At 38.8% G+C, this 17,457-nt stretch carries 15 protein-coding genes; 9 read left to right on the top strand and 6 right to left on the bottom strand.

Annotated elements, in window-relative coordinates; all coding sequences use genetic code 11:
- Nucleotides 1–107: 107 nt before the first annotated feature.
- Nucleotides 108–1,391 (bottom strand): sugar MFS transporter, encoded by a 1,284-nt coding sequence (locus tag FBD94_RS12550; RefSeq protein ID WP_131609905.1) that lies wholly within the window; start codon nt 1,389–1,391, stop codon nt 108–110.
- Nucleotides 1,392–1,791: 400 nt separating this feature from the next.
- Here FBD94_RS12550 and FBD94_RS12545 point away from each other — a divergent pair, with 400 nt between their 5' ends.
- The 6 genes from FBD94_RS12545 to FBD94_RS12520 are packed head-to-tail and all read left to right on the top strand — an operon-like array spanning nt 1,792 to nt 6,549.
- On the top strand, nt 1,792–2,658 hold the full coding sequence (locus FBD94_RS12545; RefSeq protein WP_262710990.1) for a transketolase: 867 nt from the start codon (nt 1,792–1,794) through the stop codon (nt 2,656–2,658).
- 2 nt (nt 2,659–2,660) lie between these two features.
- Nucleotides 2,661–3,620: a transketolase family protein gene (locus tag FBD94_RS12540; RefSeq protein WP_131609903.1), complete on the top strand. Its 960-nt coding sequence runs from the start codon at nt 2,661–2,663 to the stop codon at nt 3,618–3,620.
- A gap of 18 nt (nt 3,621–3,638) precedes the next feature.
- A complete protein-coding gene (locus FBD94_RS12535; RefSeq protein WP_136880406.1) occupies nt 3,639–4,199 on the top strand; it encodes an RNA polymerase sigma factor in 561 nt (186 codons plus the stop codon).
- 34 nt (nt 4,200–4,233) lie between these two features.
- Nucleotides 4,234–4,881 (top strand): hypothetical protein, encoded by a 648-nt coding sequence (locus FBD94_RS12530; protein ID WP_136880405.1) that lies wholly within the window; start codon nt 4,234–4,236, stop codon nt 4,879–4,881.
- 11 nt (nt 4,882–4,892) lie between these two features.
- A complete protein-coding gene (locus FBD94_RS12525) occupies nt 4,893–5,345 on the top strand; it encodes a hypothetical protein (protein ID WP_136880404.1) in 453 nt (150 codons plus the stop codon).
- A gap of 16 nt (nt 5,346–5,361) precedes the next feature.
- Nucleotides 5,362–6,549 (top strand): aspartate aminotransferase family protein, encoded by a 1,188-nt coding sequence (locus FBD94_RS12520; protein WP_136880403.1) that lies wholly within the window; start codon nt 5,362–5,364, stop codon nt 6,547–6,549.
- A 37-nt stretch (nt 6,550–6,586) separates the two neighbouring features.
- On the opposite strand, the gene FBD94_RS12515 is transcribed toward FBD94_RS12520, so the two are convergent.
- The 4 genes from FBD94_RS12515 to FBD94_RS12500 all read right to left on the bottom strand — a co-directional run bounded on the left by FBD94_RS12515 (nt 6,587) and on the right by FBD94_RS12500 (nt 13,029).
- The gene (locus tag FBD94_RS12515) at nt 6,587–7,507 is read right to left on the bottom strand and encodes a DUF58 domain-containing protein (protein ID WP_131609898.1); all 921 of its coding nucleotides are present in this window, start codon (nt 7,505–7,507) and stop codon (nt 6,587–6,589) included.
- Between the two features lie 67 nt (nt 7,508–7,574).
- On the bottom strand, nt 7,575–7,892 hold the full coding sequence (gene trxA, locus FBD94_RS12510; RefSeq protein ID WP_090785159.1) for a thioredoxin: 318 nt from the start codon (nt 7,890–7,892) through the stop codon (nt 7,575–7,577).
- A gap of 132 nt (nt 7,893–8,024) precedes the next feature.
- Entirely contained in the window at nt 8,025–12,455 is a 4,431-nt protein-coding gene (gene dnaE, locus FBD94_RS12505; RefSeq protein ID WP_131609897.1) for a DNA polymerase III subunit alpha, read from the bottom strand.
- Between the two features lie 88 nt (nt 12,456–12,543).
- Nucleotides 12,544–13,029 (bottom strand): lipocalin family protein, encoded by a 486-nt coding sequence (locus tag FBD94_RS12500; RefSeq protein ID WP_131609896.1) that lies wholly within the window; start codon nt 13,027–13,029, stop codon nt 12,544–12,546.
- A 143-nt stretch (nt 13,030–13,172) separates the two neighbouring features.
- Here FBD94_RS12500 and mdh point away from each other — a divergent pair, with 143 nt between their 5' ends.
- Nucleotides 13,173–14,111, top strand: coding sequence for a malate dehydrogenase (gene mdh, locus FBD94_RS12495; protein ID WP_131609895.1), 939 nt, complete (start codon nt 13,173–13,175; stop codon nt 14,109–14,111).
- A 4-nt stretch (nt 14,112–14,115) separates the two neighbouring features.
- On the top strand, nt 14,116–14,541 hold the full coding sequence (locus FBD94_RS12490) for an aspartyl protease family protein (RefSeq protein WP_131609894.1): 426 nt from the start codon (nt 14,116–14,118) through the stop codon (nt 14,539–14,541).
- A 59-nt stretch (nt 14,542–14,600) separates the two neighbouring features.
- Here FBD94_RS12490 and gyrB read toward each other — a convergent pair whose 3' ends face one another.
- Nucleotides 14,601–16,559, bottom strand: coding sequence for a DNA topoisomerase (ATP-hydrolyzing) subunit B (gyrB, locus tag FBD94_RS12485; RefSeq protein WP_131609893.1), 1,959 nt, complete (start codon nt 16,557–16,559; stop codon nt 14,601–14,603).
- Nucleotides 16,560–16,815: 256 nt separating this feature from the next.
- On the opposite strand from gyrB, the gene FBD94_RS12480 reads away from it, so the two are divergent.
- The gene (locus FBD94_RS12480) at nt 16,816–17,403 is read left to right on the top strand and encodes an OmpH family outer membrane protein (RefSeq protein ID WP_131609892.1); all 588 of its coding nucleotides are present in this window, start codon (nt 16,816–16,818) and stop codon (nt 17,401–17,403) included.
- Nucleotides 17,404–17,457 lie beyond the last annotated feature (54 nt).

Raw genomic sequence — 17,457 nt, 5'->3', positions numbered from 1 at the left:
TTGTTCAAAAAAAAGTGCAAAAAGAGGGTTATTATGAAGCGTTTACACACAAAAAGGGGCCGTGTCATTGTATGATACAGCCCCACCTTTTAAACTTTTATGATCAGTTATGCTTTCTTTCCAATTTTATGTCCGGATACAGCAAAAAACCAGATGTATAAATAACAAGGTAATACACTAACAAAAAACGCCAATTGAAAATGCATACCTGTGTAATCTTTCAAATAACCATAAATTAAAGGCCAGATGGCGCCACCTGCAATACCCATAATCATGATCGCTGAACCTGTTTTAGTAAATTTACCCAATCCTTTGATACCTAGTGGAAAAATAGCTGGCCACATTAATGAGTTAGCCAATCCTAAAAGTCCTACAAATATTACTGAAGTATAACCGTCGGTGAAGTAAGCCGCACAAACAAAGATCACGCCTAGAATTGCACAGATTTTAAGGGCTGCCTGTTGTGTAATGTATTTAGGGATAGTTGCAATACCAATAAAATAACCGACCAACATACTGGTTAAGGTTAACGTGGTGAAGTATTTACTAATATCAGGACTAATGCCTAATTCTTTACCATAAACGCCAATAATATCACCGGCCATTACTTCTGCAGCCACATAAACGAAAATACAGAATGCACCTAAAAACAAGTGTGGAAACTGGAAGATAGATGTTTTAGCAGTTTTTGCGTCTTCATCTTCAATCACTTCTTCTTTATCTACGTCTACCTCTGGTAAATGTGAATATTTAATGAACAATGCAAAAGCAACGAAAACAACAGCTAAAACAATGTATGGCATGTATACACGACCTAAAACTTCAGCAAGTAATACTTCTTTCTCGGCAACAGTTGTGGTTACATCATTAATCTTAGCTTCGATACCAGAAGCATTTTTAAGAAACAGGGTACCCATGACAATTGGTACAATAATACCCGCAAATTTATTACACAAGCCCATGATACTCATGCGTTTTGCAGCACTTTCTATTGGACCAATGATACTGATATATGGATTAGAAGCTGTCTGTAATAAAGATAAGGCTGCGCCCTGGATAAAAATCCCGGTTAAAAACAAACCAAAGCTTCTTGAACTCGCCGCAGGTATAAAAACAAGAGAGCCTACGCCCAAAATGATTAAACCAATGACCAATCCATTCTTAAATCCAAGTTTTTTAAGTATCCATGAAGATGGTAATGCCAAAAAGAAATAAGCAATATATGATGCGAAAGTAACCAAAAAAGCCTCGAAATCGGTTTTAAGACCACAAGCAAGTTTCAGAAAGGGAATTAACGTACTGTTGGCCCAGGTTACAAAGCCAAAAATAAAGAACAAAGCTCCAATCGTTACAATGGGAGAAATTACTGACGATTTTGTTTGGTTTGTCATGATTAAGTTTAATGTTTTAATTTTGTGTAAGGCCTACTTCTTTAAGAATTTTAAAAACTTCAAGCTCTAAAAATATAAATTTTCATTGAATTCCATGCTTAATTAAAATATAGTTATGCTATTTATCAGCGCAAACGGTTGTTTTTATGGAAGATTGCGGCTGAAAACAATTGAGTTGATTACAATTACAGCTGATGTAACTTTATTATTAACTATTAGGACTTAATTTTTTCTGCACAAACGTTTGTTTTAGCATTCTGAACCTACAAACCCTACATTTTGAGCCGTTAAGGAGATTTAATGGTTATTATAAATACCAATTCAACTAAGGGGCGTGATTAACAACAGGAAGGCTGCACTTTTGGATACAGCCCAATGTATTTTTAATTACATTTGTCGTATTAATCAACAACCCCAATTAATGAAACATAAAATAAGTGAATTAGAGGATATCGCTGCTCAAGTAAGAAGGGATATTGTTAGAATGGTACATGCCTGCCAATCGGGTCATCCGGGCGGATCATTAGGATGTGCAGATTTTATGACTGCATTGTATTTTGAAATCATGAACCACTCTACTGATTTTAAGATGGATGGAAAAGGCGAAGATTTGTTTTTTCTTTCAAACGGACACATCTCGCCAGTTTTTTACAGCGTATTGGCCAGATCAGGTTATTTTGAAGTAAGCGAACTAGCTACTTTCAGAAAGCTAAACTCAAGATTGCAAGGTCACCCAACAACACATGAAGGACTTCCGGGTATCAGAATCGCATCTGGCTCTTTAGGTCAGGGTATGTCTGTTGCTATCGGTGCAGCTCAAGCTAAAAAATTAAATAAAGATCATTCACTTGTATTTGTTTTACTTGGAGATGGTGAATTACAAGAAGGTCAAAACTGGGAAGCCATTATGTATGCTCCCCATAATAAAGTAGACAATCTGATTGCGTCCATCGATTATAACGGTCAGCAAATAGATGGTCCTACAGAAAAAGTATTATCTCTGGAAAACCTTCAAGCTAAATTTGAAGCTTTTGGATGGCATGTTATCAATTCTGATGGTAACGATATGGATTCAATTACTAAAGCTTTGCACTATGCTAAATCATTGACGGGTAAAGGGAAACCAATTTTAAACTTAATGAGTACGCAAATGGGTTATGGTGTTGATTTCATGATGGGATCTCACAAATGGCACGGCGTAGCGCCTAACGATGAGCAGCTTGCGGCTGCCTTAGCTCAATTAAGTAGTACCCTTAAAGATTATTAAGCATGAAGAAGTATACATACACTGAAAAAAAAGATACACGCTCTGGCTTTGGAGCTGGATTGCTGGAAGCAGGAAAAAAGAATCCTGAAGTAGTAGCACTTTGTGCGGACTTAGTAGGCTCTTTAAAAATGGATGCCTTTATTAAGGAATTTCCAGAACGTTTTTTCCAAATCGGAATTGCTGAAGCCAATATGATTGGTATAGCGGCTGGATTAACCATTGGTGGTAAAGTACCTTTTACAGGAACTTTTGCTAACTTCTCTACGGGAAGAGTATACGACCAGATTCGTCAGTCGGTTGCCTATTCTGATAAAAATGTTAAAATCTGTGCTTCACACGCGGGTTTAACCTTAGGTGAAGATGGTGCGACTCACCAGATTCTTGAAGATATAGGTTTAATGAAAATGCTTCCTGGTATGACGGTAATCAATACTTGCGATTACAACCAGACTAAAGCTGCGACTATTGCTATTGCCGAACATCATGGTCCTGTTTACCTACGTTTTGGCCGTCCGGTAATTCCTGTATTTACTGATCCTGATCAGAAATTCGAAATCGGAAAAGCATGGATGGTAAATGAAGGTACAGATGTAACCATTATTGCTACTGGCCACATGGTTTGGAAAGCAATTGAGGCTGGTGAAAAATTAGCTGAATTAGGTATCGATGCTGAGATTATCAATATCCACACGATTAAACCTTTGGATGAAGAGGCTATATTGAAATCAGTAAAGAAAACTGGTTGTGTAGTTACTTGTGAAGAGCATAACAAATTTGGTGGACTTGGAGAAAGTGTTGCGAGATTGCTTTCAACAGAATTACCAACCCCGCAGGAATTTGTTGCTGTAAACGATAGTTTTGGCGAAAGCGGAACTCCTGATCAGTTGATGACCAAGTATGGCTTAGACAGCATTAATATTATTGAGGCTGCTCAAAAAGTAATGAAAAGAGCCAATAAATAATAATAAAAAGATCGATTAATGAAGCAGGTTGAAGATTCAGAGATTTTAGAGAAATTCTTAAATACAAAAACTCGTGATGAAGCCTTTAACCTGCTTCTACATAAATACCAGCAAAAGATATATTGGCACGTCAGACGATTGGTTATTGACCATGATGACGCCGATGATCTGGTGCAGGATACCTTTGTAAAGGTTTGGAAGAATCTGGACAAATTCCGCAGCGACGCTCAGCTGTATACCTGGATTTATCGCATTGCGACCAATGAATCCATTACTTTTTTAAATAAAAAGAAACAACGGAACAATACCCCTTTAGATGAAGTATCAGCAGAACTGTCTGAGACTTTAATTGCCTCCTCTCATTTTAATGGGGATAAAGTTCAGTTAAAACTTCAACAAGCAGTGCTTACGCTCCCAGAAAAGCAACGTCTGATATTCAATATGAAGTACTTCGACGATTTAAAGTATGAGGAAATCTCTCAAATTACTGGCACCAGTGTAGGGGCATTAAAAGCCTCATTTCACATTGCCGTAAAAAAAATTGAAACTTTTATGCTAAATGAAGACATTACCTTTTAAACCTTTTGGGATATAATGCATCAATATACTTGTAATGGATAATCAAGAAGAAAATAACGATTGGAAAAAGGAAGCCCCAATATTGGCTGGCTTGTCTGTACACCATCCTTTTTCTGTTCCCGAAGGATATTTCGAGGAATTACCGCTTCACGTATCAAACGCTGTATATCTCGAAAAAATAAAGACTAAAGCGGCCGAATCTGGCTTTACTACGCCTATCAACTACTTTAACGAGCTTAGGGAAGACATCAATGCAGCCTTACTGAAAGAAAAAATTAAAGCAGCTGTGCCTGAAGGGCATGACTATGCCGTACCAGCAAATTACTTCGAGCAGCTACAGTCAAATATCTTGAGTAAGACGATTTATGAAGCCAAAACACCACAATCACCAAGGGTGGTTCGTTTATGGCATTCAAAGCTCTTAAAATACGCTTCAGCAGCTTGTTTTATTATAATGAGTGCTACCGGAGTTTATTTTTACCAACAACACAAACCGGCTCAAAAATTGGCCTATAATGAATTGGCGACTGAGCAAATTTTATATGACATTGATGAGGACGTCATTATTGACCATATAAAAGACAATGACTTGCAACAAGCAAAGCCTGCAGCTAAAGATGTAGCTTTGGAAAACTATATTCTTAGCAATTATTCACAAAATGAAATCGCTTCGAATCTATAAATCAATATCAAATGAAACAGTTACTTATTGCTTTTCTATTCATCCTCCCTATCATGGTTTCGGCTCAAGGATATGGGGACCGCAAAAATGAAATTGAATCGTATAAAATTGCTTACTTAACCCAAAAGCTAGATCTTTCTGCAGAAGAGGCTAAAGTTTTTTGGCCAATTTATACCGATTGGCAACGTGAACAAGATGAGCTACGCAAAGAACGTAGTCAAAAAATGATCAGCTTTAGAAAAATCACTGAAATCGAGGAATTGTCTGACAATCAGGTACAAACTTTAATTACAAATGATTTTAATATGAGACAAAGAGAATTAAACCTGGATAGACGCTATTATTCGAAATTGAGGGAAAATCTACCGATAAAAATCGTTGGCAAGTTTTATAGGGCACAGGAAGCCTTTAAAAGAGAATTACTGTCAAAATATAGAAATAGCACCAAGCAGCAGCCAAATTAATTTGTAATTTTGGCGTATGCTTACACAACGTCAGTTATTTCTTCAACACAACGCTCAAACGACTTTAGAACCGCTTTTATTAGAATTTGTTAAAGCCAGCGGAATGTATCTTTATGATGTAGAGGGCAGGAAATATATGGATTTAATTGCCGGCATTGGCGTAAGCAATGTTGGACACTGCCACCCCGCAGTTGTAAGTGCTGTACAGCAACAAGCAGCAAGTTATATGCATATTATGGTTTATGGGGAGTTTGTACAAAGTCCACAGGTAAACTTCGCAAAAGCACTAGCAGATGTATTACCTGCCAACTTAAATTGCACCTACTTCGTAAACTCAGGAGCTGAAGCTGTGGAAGGCGCTATGAAACTGGCCAAAAGATATACACATCGCGCTGAAATCATTGCCTGCCACAACTCTTATCATGGCAGTACTCAGGGTGCGCTAAGCCTAATGGGTAACGAAGAATTTAAACAAGCCTACAGACCTCTTTTACCCAATATTAAATTTATCAATTACGGGTCGTTACCGGATCTGGACCTGATTACGACCAATACTGCGGCCGTGTTTATGGAGACTGTTCAGGGCGAGGCAGGCATAAGAGTAGCCGACAAGGCTTATTTTGAAGCCTTAAGAACAAAGTGTACTGAAACTGGTACTTTATTGGTATTTGATGAAATACAATGTGGTTTTGGACGTACAGGTAAGCTATTTGGCTTTGAGCATTTTGGCATTGTTCCAGACATCCTTTTATTAGCTAAAGGCATTGGTGGCGGTATGCCTATCGGAGCTTTTATCAGCTCACACGAAATCATGATAGCTCTTGCTACAAACCCTATCCTTGGTCACATTACTACCTTCGGTGGGCATCCAGTAAGCTGCGCTGCCGGTTTGGCAACCCTACAGACTATCTTAAGCGAAAACATTACGGATGGGGTAACAAAAAAAGGCTTACTATTTAAAAAGCTACTTCAACACCCGGCCATTAAAGAGGTTCGTGGTATCGGTTTGATGATGGCTATAGAGTTTGAAAACTTTGAGCTCAATAAAAAAATCATAGATGCCTGTATCGTAGATGGCCTAATTAGCGATTGGTTTTTGCATTGCAGCAATTCGATGCGCTTAGCACCGCCGCTTATTATCACTGAGGAAGAAATTGGATGGGCTTGTGGGATTATCCTGAAGAATGTTCAAGCTTTAGCATAGCGTATTTTGCGCGGATGAAGACCGAATAACGAGTTATTTAACTCATTTTTTGTCTTTTAATCAGGTAAGCCTGTAGTATAGGATGAAAGCCTTGTGCAATGTCAGCGTCTATCATATCTATTTTGTACTGTGTACATTTTAATTGGATAGCCTGCCGATATTCCTGCATTCGGGAAAGATAAGCATCCTTAACTTTTGAAGTGTGTGTTTTCAATACAGCGCCTGTCTCCATATCTAAAAACTCATAAGGACGGTTTTCAAACTTAAAATCTACTTCTTTAGCCTTATCGGTTACGTTAAAAATAATCACTTCATGCTTGTTAAACTTTAGGTGCTGCAGCGCAGCAAACAAGCCCTCAATTTGATGCTCATCGTGTACCGTATTTAGCATATCACTAAAAACAACAACCAAAGAGCGTTTATGAATCAATTCTGCGATCTGGTGTAATGCTTGTTCAAGATCAGTTTTAATGTTCATTTGATCTGTTTTCAGCACCTCTTCCAACTTGGCCAACAAAAACTTCTGATGCGTTGTGGTAGACTTTGCAGGTGTATTTAAAACCAGATGGTCAGTAAACAAGCTCAATCCAAATGCGTCACGCTGCCTTTTTAGCAGATAAATCAGTGCTGCGACAGATTGTACTGAAAAATTGAGTTTATTATACTCTTTAAGCGGAAAATACATCGATGAGGAAACATCAATGATAAATTGGCAGCGCAGATTTGTTTCTTCTTCGTAACGCTTGCTAAACAGCTTGTCGGTACGCGCATATAGTTTCCAATCTATATTTTTAACGTTATCCCCAACATTATAAATTCTGTGTTCGGCAAACTCGACAGAGAAACCATGAAAAGGGCTTTTATGCAGACCTGTAATAAAACCTTCGACTACTTGCCGGGCAAGCAATTCGAGATTGGCATTAAAATGTAGACTTTGTTCATCAATTGGCGACTGCATAGTGTAAATATAAAAAAAGCGTTCATTAATGTTATGAACGCTTTTTTATTGTATGATATTAAGTTTATTACAACTGTTTATCTAATTTCTGTGCAAGTACTGATTTAGGCACGGCACCTACTTGTTTATCTACTACTTCACCATTTTTGAAGAACAATAAAGCAGGGATGTTACGGATACCAAACTGAGTAGAGATTTGAGGATTGTTATCAACATTAACCTTTCCTACAATCGCTTTTCCTTCGTATTCTTTTGAGATTTCATCTACTACAGGACCTACCATGCGACATGGACCACACCATTCCGCCCAAAAGTCAACTAAAACGGGTTTATCTGATTTTAACACTAATTCTTCGAAGTTAGCATCTGTGATTTCTAAAGCCATAATTCTATTTTTTTATATTAGTTATCTTAGTTTTTGCCTGAGCGTTCTCTACTTCCTTAATGTATACCGCTTGCAGACTACAAATATATAATCAATTGTAATGCCATCAAGCCAGCTAATGCCATTATGACATTAGTTCAACTTTGACCCCACGTTTAAAGCCTCCAATTGGTCAAGAAAATCGTTTGTAGGGTTAATTTTAAATGATTTTGATGGCATTTTTACCACTACATTTTGCTCCCTGTCGTATATATCAAACAGCAATTGACAGTTTTGCTGGTCAGTACTCGCCTTATTGTTTTCCAGAACAGCCAGTATCTGACTCATAAAATCATCATTCACACGTTCTATGGGTACCTGGATAGTTACACTCTTGGCCAGCTTGTCTCTTAATTCAGATAACAGATTGATAGAGGTGATTTTAAACTCCCAATCCCCTTCCTTTCTAAATCGCTCACCAACTCTTCCGCGAATCTGAAGAAAATATCCATCAGTTAAAAACTGTTTAAATTTGATAAAATCATCACCAAATAAAGCCATTTCGCTGGTGTCATCATAATCTTCAAAAACCATGGTACCAAAAGGTTTTCCGGTTTTTGTCATACGTTGTGCTGACAAAACAACCAAGCCTCCTACTACAAGCTCTCTATTCTTTATCGTTTCAAACTCAGCAAGCACCTCTTCGTTGGTATCACCAGTTCTTATTTTATTTACCAAAGCCAAGTGTCTTACCTTATGTTGGCAAAACTCCTTTAGCTCTAACTTATAGTTATCTAAGGGGTGACCAGATAAAAAGATACCAATCGCATCCTTTTCAAATTTAAGTCGGTCTATCAAGCTCCATTCAGGTGCAACTGGTAAAGAAGGCTCCAGAATCAGATCGGCAATAGAGCCCCCAAATAAAGAGGATTGTGAAGATGATTCATTGTTCTGGAAATCATTGGCATATTTAATCACCTTTTCAATACCATTCAGCTTGTCGTTGATCCCTACAAAAAAATACTGCGCACGATGATTCCCAAAACCATCAAAAGCTCCACTGTAAACAAAACTCTCGTAAGCCTTTTTATTTACGGTACGCGTATTTGATCTTCTGGCAAAATCGTACAAATCCTTATACATTCCGTTTTCTTTGCGGTCTTCGATAATGCTCTCTACCGCCTTATCTCCTACTCCTTTAATACCAGATAATCCGAAGCGGACTTCTCCTGCTATATTTACAGAGAATTTAGTACCAGATTCATTTACATCTGGGCCCAATACGCGAACACCCATTTGCTTGCACTCTTCCATAAAGAAGGCAACTTGCTTAATGTCACTCATGTTGTTGGACAGTACTGCAGCCATATATTCTGCAGGGAAGTGTGCTTTTAAATAAGCGGTCTGGTAAGCAATCCAAGCATAACAGGTAGAGTGTGATTTGTTGAAGGCATAAGATGCAAAGGCTTCCCAATCTTTCCAGATCTTCTCTAGTGTTGCTGGGTCATGGCCTTTCTCTGCCGCCTGTTTCACAAACTTAGGCTTCATCTTATCCAATACCTCTTTTTGCTTTTTACCCATCGCCTTACGCAAAACGTCGGCCTCACCTTTGGTAAATCCGGCAAGCTTTTGCGATAAAAGCATCACCTGCTCCTGGTATACTGTAATCCCGTAAGTTTCTTTCAAATACTCCTCACAGGCATCCAAATCGTACTTAATCTCTTCCTCACCGTTCTTTCTACGTACGAAACTTGGAATATACTCCAAGGGCCCAGGACGATACAAAGCGTTCATGGCAATCAAGTCACCAAATACGGTAGGCTTTAACTCCTTCATGTACTTCTGCATCCCGGTACTCTCATACTGGAAAATGCCGATGGTTTCACCTCTTTGGAAAAGCTCGTATGTTTTGACATCGTCAATTGGGAAGCTATCAGGATCAAGATCTATATCGTGCCTAAACTTAACCAGCTTAACGGTATCCTTGATCAGGGTTAATGTTTTTAACCCCAAAAAGTCCATTTTCAACAAACCGGCACTCTCTACCACCGAGTTATCGAACTGCGTAACATACAGGTCCGAATCTTTTGCTGTAGCTACCGGAACGAAGTTGGTAATGTCGCTTGGCGTAATAATTACCCCACAAGCGTGAATACCTGTATTTCTTAAAGAGCCCTCTAAAATCTGAGCCTGCTCTAATGTTTTAGCACCTAAATCTTTAGCCTCAGCAAGATTTTTAAGCTCCAGCACCTTCTCGTACTCATCTGGGCGAAGTGCCTCTTTTAAGCTTTTTTCATCGAGGGTGAAAATCTTGGCCAACTTCATGTTAGGAATCAGCTTAGCAATTTTCTCTGCCTCAAACAGAGGTAGATCCAATACCCGCGCCGTATCCTTTATGGAAGATTTGGCAGCCATCGTACCGTAGGTGATGATCTGAGCTACCTGATTAGCACCATACTTTTTGATTACGTAGTCCATAACCCTACCACGACCCTCGTCATCAAAATCGATATCGATATCGGGCATGGATACACGATCCGGGTTCAAGAAACGCTCAAAAAGGAGATCATACTTGATCGGGTCAATATTGGTAATCCCCAAACAGTAAGCTACAGCAGATCCTGCAGCAGATCCCCGGCCCGGTCCAACCGAAACATCCAGATTTCTAGCCTCAGCAATAAAATCCTGTACAATCAAGAAATATCCCGGGTATCCGGTTTTCTCAATGGTTTGCAGCTCAAAATCTAGTCGCTCCTCTATTTCAGGGGTAATTTCGCCGTATCGTTTTTTAGCACCTACGTAAGTCAAATGGCGGAGATATTTATTCTCCCCCCTTTTACCTCCATCGGTTTCATCTTCTTTCACCAAGAATTCGTCAGAGATGTCGAATTTAGGTAAAAGCACCTCACGTGCCAGTTTATAAATCTCGATCTTATCTACAATCTCCTGAATGTTCACAATTGCCTCTGGCAAATCTGTGAACAGCTTTTTCATTTCATCAGGTGATTTGAAATAGTATTCCTGATTGGGCAAACCAAACCTAAATCCACGACCACGGCCAATTGGTGTTGCTTGTTTTTCACCGTCCTTTACACACAATAAAATATCGTGGGCATTGGCATCTTTTTTATTGATGTAATAGGTGTTATTGGTGGCGATCAGTTTTACCTCATGTTTCTTTGCCAGTCCTACTAGCATACCATTAACAATATCTTCGTCTTCCTGACTATGGCGCATCAGTTCGATATAGAAATCGTCGCCAAACTGTTCTTTCCACCACAGCAATGCTTCTTCGGCTTGTTTTTCGCCAAGGTTCAATAACTTACTTGAAATCTCTCCATACAAGTTACCCGAGAGCACCAGGATATCCTCCTTATATTGCTCTATAACGGCCTTATCAATCCTTGGGATGTAATAAAAACCTTTGGTATAGGCAATGGACGACATTTTAGCCAGGTTATGGTAGCCCGTCTTATTCTTTGCCAATAAAACTACCTGATAACCATTGTCTTTTCTGGATTTGTCCAGGTGGTTATCGCACACAAAGAATTCGCAACCAATAATTGGCTTGATAATTTGTTCTTCAGGCGTTTTTCCTTCTGCTACAGCAGCTTCATTTCTGGCCTCAACACCTTTGTTATGGTTCAGTACCTGAGCCACAAAGTGAAAAGCCCCCATCATGTTTGCATGATCGGTCATCGCCACTGCGGGCATTTTATAACCTGCGGCCGCTTTTATCAGTGAAGGGATATTGATGGTAGATTGCAGAACGGAGAACTGTGTATGGTTGTGCAAATGAACATAAGTTGCTGCTTCCAGCTCCTTTTTATTCTCTGCAAGTTCAGTTTTAGAAACCTTAGGACCTTCGGCCTGTTGTAGCCGCTTTCTGATTTCCTCAGAAGCAGACTTAAGGTTAATATGATTTAAACCAACGCGTTCAAATACTTGTGGTGTACTTTGTTTAAATCGGTTTATGTAAGCCTGATCAGCCTGTAACTGGTCGAGTCTGAAAACCTCTAACTTGATTAGTTGTAAAAAACAACGGGTAGTAGCCTCAACATCGGCAGTCGCATTGTGCGCTTCAGAAAATGGTTCGCCAAAAAGATACTGGTGAAGTTCTGTTAGTGTAGGTAGTTTGAATTTACCTCCACGTCCGCCCGGAAGTTTTAACAACTCGGCAGTGGTTTCAGTACAGGTATCTAACACCGGCATTTGGGCCATAGGACTGTCTACACCCAATCGGTGAAACTCACAACCCATGATGTTCACATCAAAGCCTACGTTCTGCCCTACAACAAATTTAGCTTTAGATAAGGCTACATTAAATTTCTCTAATACTTCGTCTAGCCCAATACCTTGTTCGGCAGCTAGCTCAGTTGAGATACCATGTATACGCTCGGCATCATACGGAATATTAAATCCATCAGGCCTTACCAGATAATCCTGATTTTCTATCAGGTTACCTAATTCATCATGTAGTTGCCATGCAATCTGAATACACCTGGGCCAATTGTCAGTGTCAGTAATTGGAGCATTCCAATTGCGTGGTAAACCGGTGGTTTCGGTATCAAATATTAAATACATAGCTGGTAATTATTCTCGTTTCCTGAAATCAAAATGAAGGGACAAAAATACGGAATTTTAGCTGCCCTTGATTAAAGCAATTGTAATTTTAAGCATGTTCCTTTTCAGGCTCCGGATGTACAGCCTTATGTTCCTGAAATACAAGTTTTGAGGTGTCATATCCTTTTTGGCGGCAACGGTCTACAATCTCTTTTAACAAGTCTTTTGGCAATTCTGGTTTACGAGAAAGAATAGCGAGGGTTTTGTGTTTAGGATGTCCAACTACTACGTAAGAATAATCCTCAGCGAGCTCAATCACCCAATAATCATTCTTAAATGGCCAAACCAATTGTGCTTTGAAAACAGCATTCCCCGTGCCACGCACTACAAACAATTTAGACCGGATGTATTTTCGTTTTTGTTCAGCCACAACATTATAGGTTGTAAATACGGCGTAATAACCATCTGGGTGAATCACATAAGTCTCCACCTTTCTGCGCCAGTGTTTATCCATAAAAGTAGGAATGGAGTACAGCGAATACCACTTCCCTGCATAAGCCATAATATCTACTCGTTTTACTGGTTGGTTATCCATAAGTTCTCCGGTCGTTTAGTATTAGGCAAATGTAAATTCTTTCTCATAAAACCCCTAACGAAGAAGAAAGTTTTCAAAAGCATTTTTTAAACTCATGTAATTTTATAACTTCGACAGAAGGTAACATACATAAAACAAATATTATGAAGATAACAGTTGTAGGTGCCGGCGCTGTAGGTGCCACCTGTGCAGATAACATTGCCAGAAAAGAATTAGCTGAAGAACTTATTTTATTAGACATCAAGGAAGGTTTTGCTGAAGGAAAATCGATTGACATGATGCAAACTGCCGCTTTACTCGGCTTTGACACTAAAATTAAAGGTGTTACCAACGATTATGCAAGTACTGCGGATTCTGAAGTTGTAGTGATTACTTCGGGACTACCTCGTAAACCGGGAATGACTCGTGAAGAGCTGATCGGAACTAATGCTAATATCGTAAAAGGAGTTACTGAGAATATTTTAAAATACTCACCGAACACCATCATCATTGTGGTATCAAACCCAATGGATACCATGAACTACCTTACCTTAAAAACTTCTGGACTACCTAAAAACCGTATTCTTGGTATGGGTGGTGCATTGGATTCGTCGAGGTTTAAATATTACTTAAGTCTGGAATTGGGCTGTTCTCCTGCTGATTTGAATGCCGTAGTTATTGGCGGTCACGGTGATACAACTATGATTCCATTGATTAATCATGCAACCTGGAACAGTATCCCAGTTACTCAATTATTGAGTAAAGAACAACAGGATAAAGTTGTAAAAGCAACAATGGTAGGTGGTGCTACATTAACCGGACTAATTGGTACATCTGCCTGGTATGCTCCTGGAGCTGGAACCGCTGCCATGGTTGAAAGTATTGTACGCGATGAGAAAAAATTAATCTCTTCAGGTGTTTACCTGGATGGCGAATATGGTCAAAAAGATATTTCATTAGTTGTTCCTGTCATCATTGGCAAAAACGGGGTTGAGAAAATCCTTGATTTTAAACTGACTGATGAAGAGCAAGCTGCCTTTGCTAAAAGCGCTGATGCAGTGCGCAGCATGAACGCAGTGTTAACTGATATGAAACTGGTTTAATTTGATGAGAACAATTGCTGTTCCCCTAACTTTAATAAACTTACAAGACGACGGTTTCCACCTTTTGGTGGAAATTGTTGTTTTTGGGCAAAAGTTATTCGCTGTTGTGGATACCGGTGCTTCAAGATCTGTGTTTGATAAAACGTTTATTCAAACGCATGTTAAAGAACTGGAACACACCGAAGAAGCGCATGCGACTACACTTTTCACTACTTCAAGCACTTTACAGGCAAGCATCCCTAAATTAAAGATAGGGAGTTTGATTTTAAGAGATTATGAGACTGTTGCCCTTGATCTGGAAGCCGTTAATCAGGCGTATGAAGGATTGGGACATCCACCAATTAGTGCCATTATTGGTGGCGATCTGTTGTTGAAATTCCATGCAATTATCAACTACAAGAAAATGAAAATGTTCTTATATAAGGAATAAAAATGGGCTGAATCATTTTCATGATCCAGCCCATTTTTTACTATAATATATTTTTAATACTAAGCATCAATCTTCGCATACTTCGCGTTACGCTCAATAAATTCTCTACGTGGAGCAACCTCATCACCCATCAACATAGAGAAAGTATGATCACACTCAGCAGCATTTTCAATAGTAGCTTGCATCAAAGTACGCGTAGCAGGATTTAAGGTTGTATCCCAAAGCTGCTCTGCGTTCATCTCACCCAAACCTTTATAACGTTGAATATGTACACTTTCTTCTTTACCAGCACCTTTTAGACGTTGTACAGCAGCATCACGTTGATTATCATTCCAGCAATATTCAAACTCTTTACCTTTTTTAACCTGGTACAAAGGCGGAGCAGCGATGTACACATAACCAGCTTCAATAAGCGCCTTCATATATCTAAAGAAGAAGGTTAAAATAAGTGTGGTAATGTGTGAACCATCAATATCCGCATCCGTCATGATCACAACCTTGTGGTAACGTAGCTTAGTAATATTTAAAGCTTTATCATCTTCTGGAGTTCCGATACTTACGCCAAGAGCAGTAAACATATTCTTGATCTCATCATTTTCATAGATCTTATGCTCCATTGCTTTCTCCACATTCAGGATCTTACCTTTCAATGGAAGAATAGCCTGGAAGTTACGGTCGCGGCCCTGCTTAGCAGTACCACCCGCAGAGTCTCCCTCCACCAGGTATAACTCGCATTTTTCCGGATCACTATCAGAACAATCGGCAAGCTTACCAGGTAAACCTGAACCGCCCATAACACTCTTACGTTGAACCATTTCTCGAGCTTTACGTGCTGCTGCACGAGCTGTTGCCGCTAGAATAACCTTGTTAACGATCATTCTGGCTTCTTTCGGATATTCCTCAAGATAAATCCCTAAGGCTTCACCTACAGCAATATCTACCGCACCCATTACCTCAGAGTTACCCAATTTAGTTTTGGTCTGACCTTCAAACTGAGGTTCCTGAACTTTAACAGAAATTACAGCGGTTAAGCCTTCCCTAAAGTCATCACCAGTAATCTCAAATTTTACATTTTTAAGCAAACCTGATTTATCAGCATAAGCTTTCAATGTTCTTGTTAAACCTCTTCTAAAACCGGCAATATGAGTACCTCCTTCATGGGTATTAATATTGTTCACATAAGAGTGAACATTCTCAGAATAACTATCGTTATATTGTAAAGCAAGCTCTACAGGAATTCCATTTTTAATACCTTCAACATAGATAGGTTCAGGAATTAATGAAGGACGAGTTCCATCAAGGAATTGAACAAACTCTTTCAATCCACCTTCTGAGTGGAATAGTTCAGTCAAGAATTTACCGTCTTCCATTTCTTCGCGTTCATCAGTCAGCGTTAGCTTGATTCCTTTATTCAGGAACGAAAGCTCTCTTAACCTAGAAGCTAAAGTATCAAAACGATACTCCGTGGTTTGCGTAAAAATAGTAGGATCTGGTGTAAACGTAATTACTGTACCTCTTTTATCAGATTCGCCAACGATTTTAACATCATATTGCGGCTTTCCTTTTTCATATTCCTGCGCCCAGATCTTACCTTGACCGTAAACTTCGGCCTTAAGGTGTGTTGACAACGCGTTAACACAACTCACACCCACACCGTGTAAACCACCAGAAACTTTATAAGTATCCTTATCAAATTTACCTCCAGCGTGTAGTACAGTCATTACAATTTCAAGAGCCGATTTTTGCTCCTTTTGCATGATCCCTGTAGGAATACCACGACCGTTATCCTCAACCCTGATAGAGTTGTCTTTTAAAATATTTACATAAATAGTATCAGCATGTCCTGCCAATGCCTCATCGATTGAGTTGTCTACTACCTCATACACAAGGTGATGTAAACCTTTAATTCCAGTATCGCCTATATACATCGAAGGGCGCTTACGCACCGCTTCCAATCCTTCTAATACCTGTATATTATCTGCCGAATAATTTGACTTTGGATCTTTTTCTTCGCTCATATTTTTTTATAAAACAATAAGATTCAAATTTAACCAATTATGGTCAATTTAAGGCAAATGTGGATAACTATTTGACCAAATAATGCCCTAAAAACATTCTAAAAAACACACTTCCTTAGGATACTGATTTTGAAATTTTATATTTGTTGAAATTTACCCATAAAAAATAAACCAAACGAGCTTAAATTACGCTTCATTAGGCTTAAAAAACAAGGTAAAAAACCTAATTTTTGACAAAAAAGAACAATTAATATAAATGAAGACAACATTAAAATTAAGCGGTATTGCTACTGCAGTTGCACTAGTTTCTGTGATGGCATCATGCCAAAATAAAGATGATAAAGGCGCTACGGTTAAAAAATCTGATTCAACCACAGTTTCAAACAATGAGAAAATTGTTTACGTAAACTCTGATTCTCTACTTACAAAATATCATTATTTCAAAGATCTGAAAGAGAAATTAGAAGCAAAATCTAAAACCGCACAAACTGACCTTGCTTCAAAAGAGCAAGCATTTAAACGTGAAGTTGCACAGTATCAACAACAAGCTAACACGCTACCTGCTGACCAAAGAGCTTCAACAGAAGAAAGATTAGCTCGTAAACAACAAGAATTACAAGCATACAGTCAAAACGCTGGTGCTGCAATTCAAAATGAGCAAGCTGCTGAAAACGAAAAATTATACGATAAAGTTGCTGACTATTTAAAAGAATACGCAAAGAAAAAAGGTTATAAAATGGTATTAGGTTACTCAAAAGGAAACGGTACAATTTTATTTGCTGATGAAAGCTTAGATGTAACCAGCGAAGTGATTGTTGGTTTAAATGATGCTTACAAAAAATAATCATTAATAAATGACATTCAAATGCCCCGACCAATCGGGGCATTTTTTTTGTGC

Origin of the sequence: Pedobacter hiemivivus, assembly GCF_005144565.1 — a bacterium.
GTDB classification, from domain to species: domain Bacteria; phylum Bacteroidota; class Bacteroidia; order Sphingobacteriales; family Sphingobacteriaceae; genus Pedobacter; species Pedobacter hiemivivus.
Note: the sequence above shows the minus strand (reverse complement) of the source record. Positions and strands in the feature narration are given on the sequence as shown.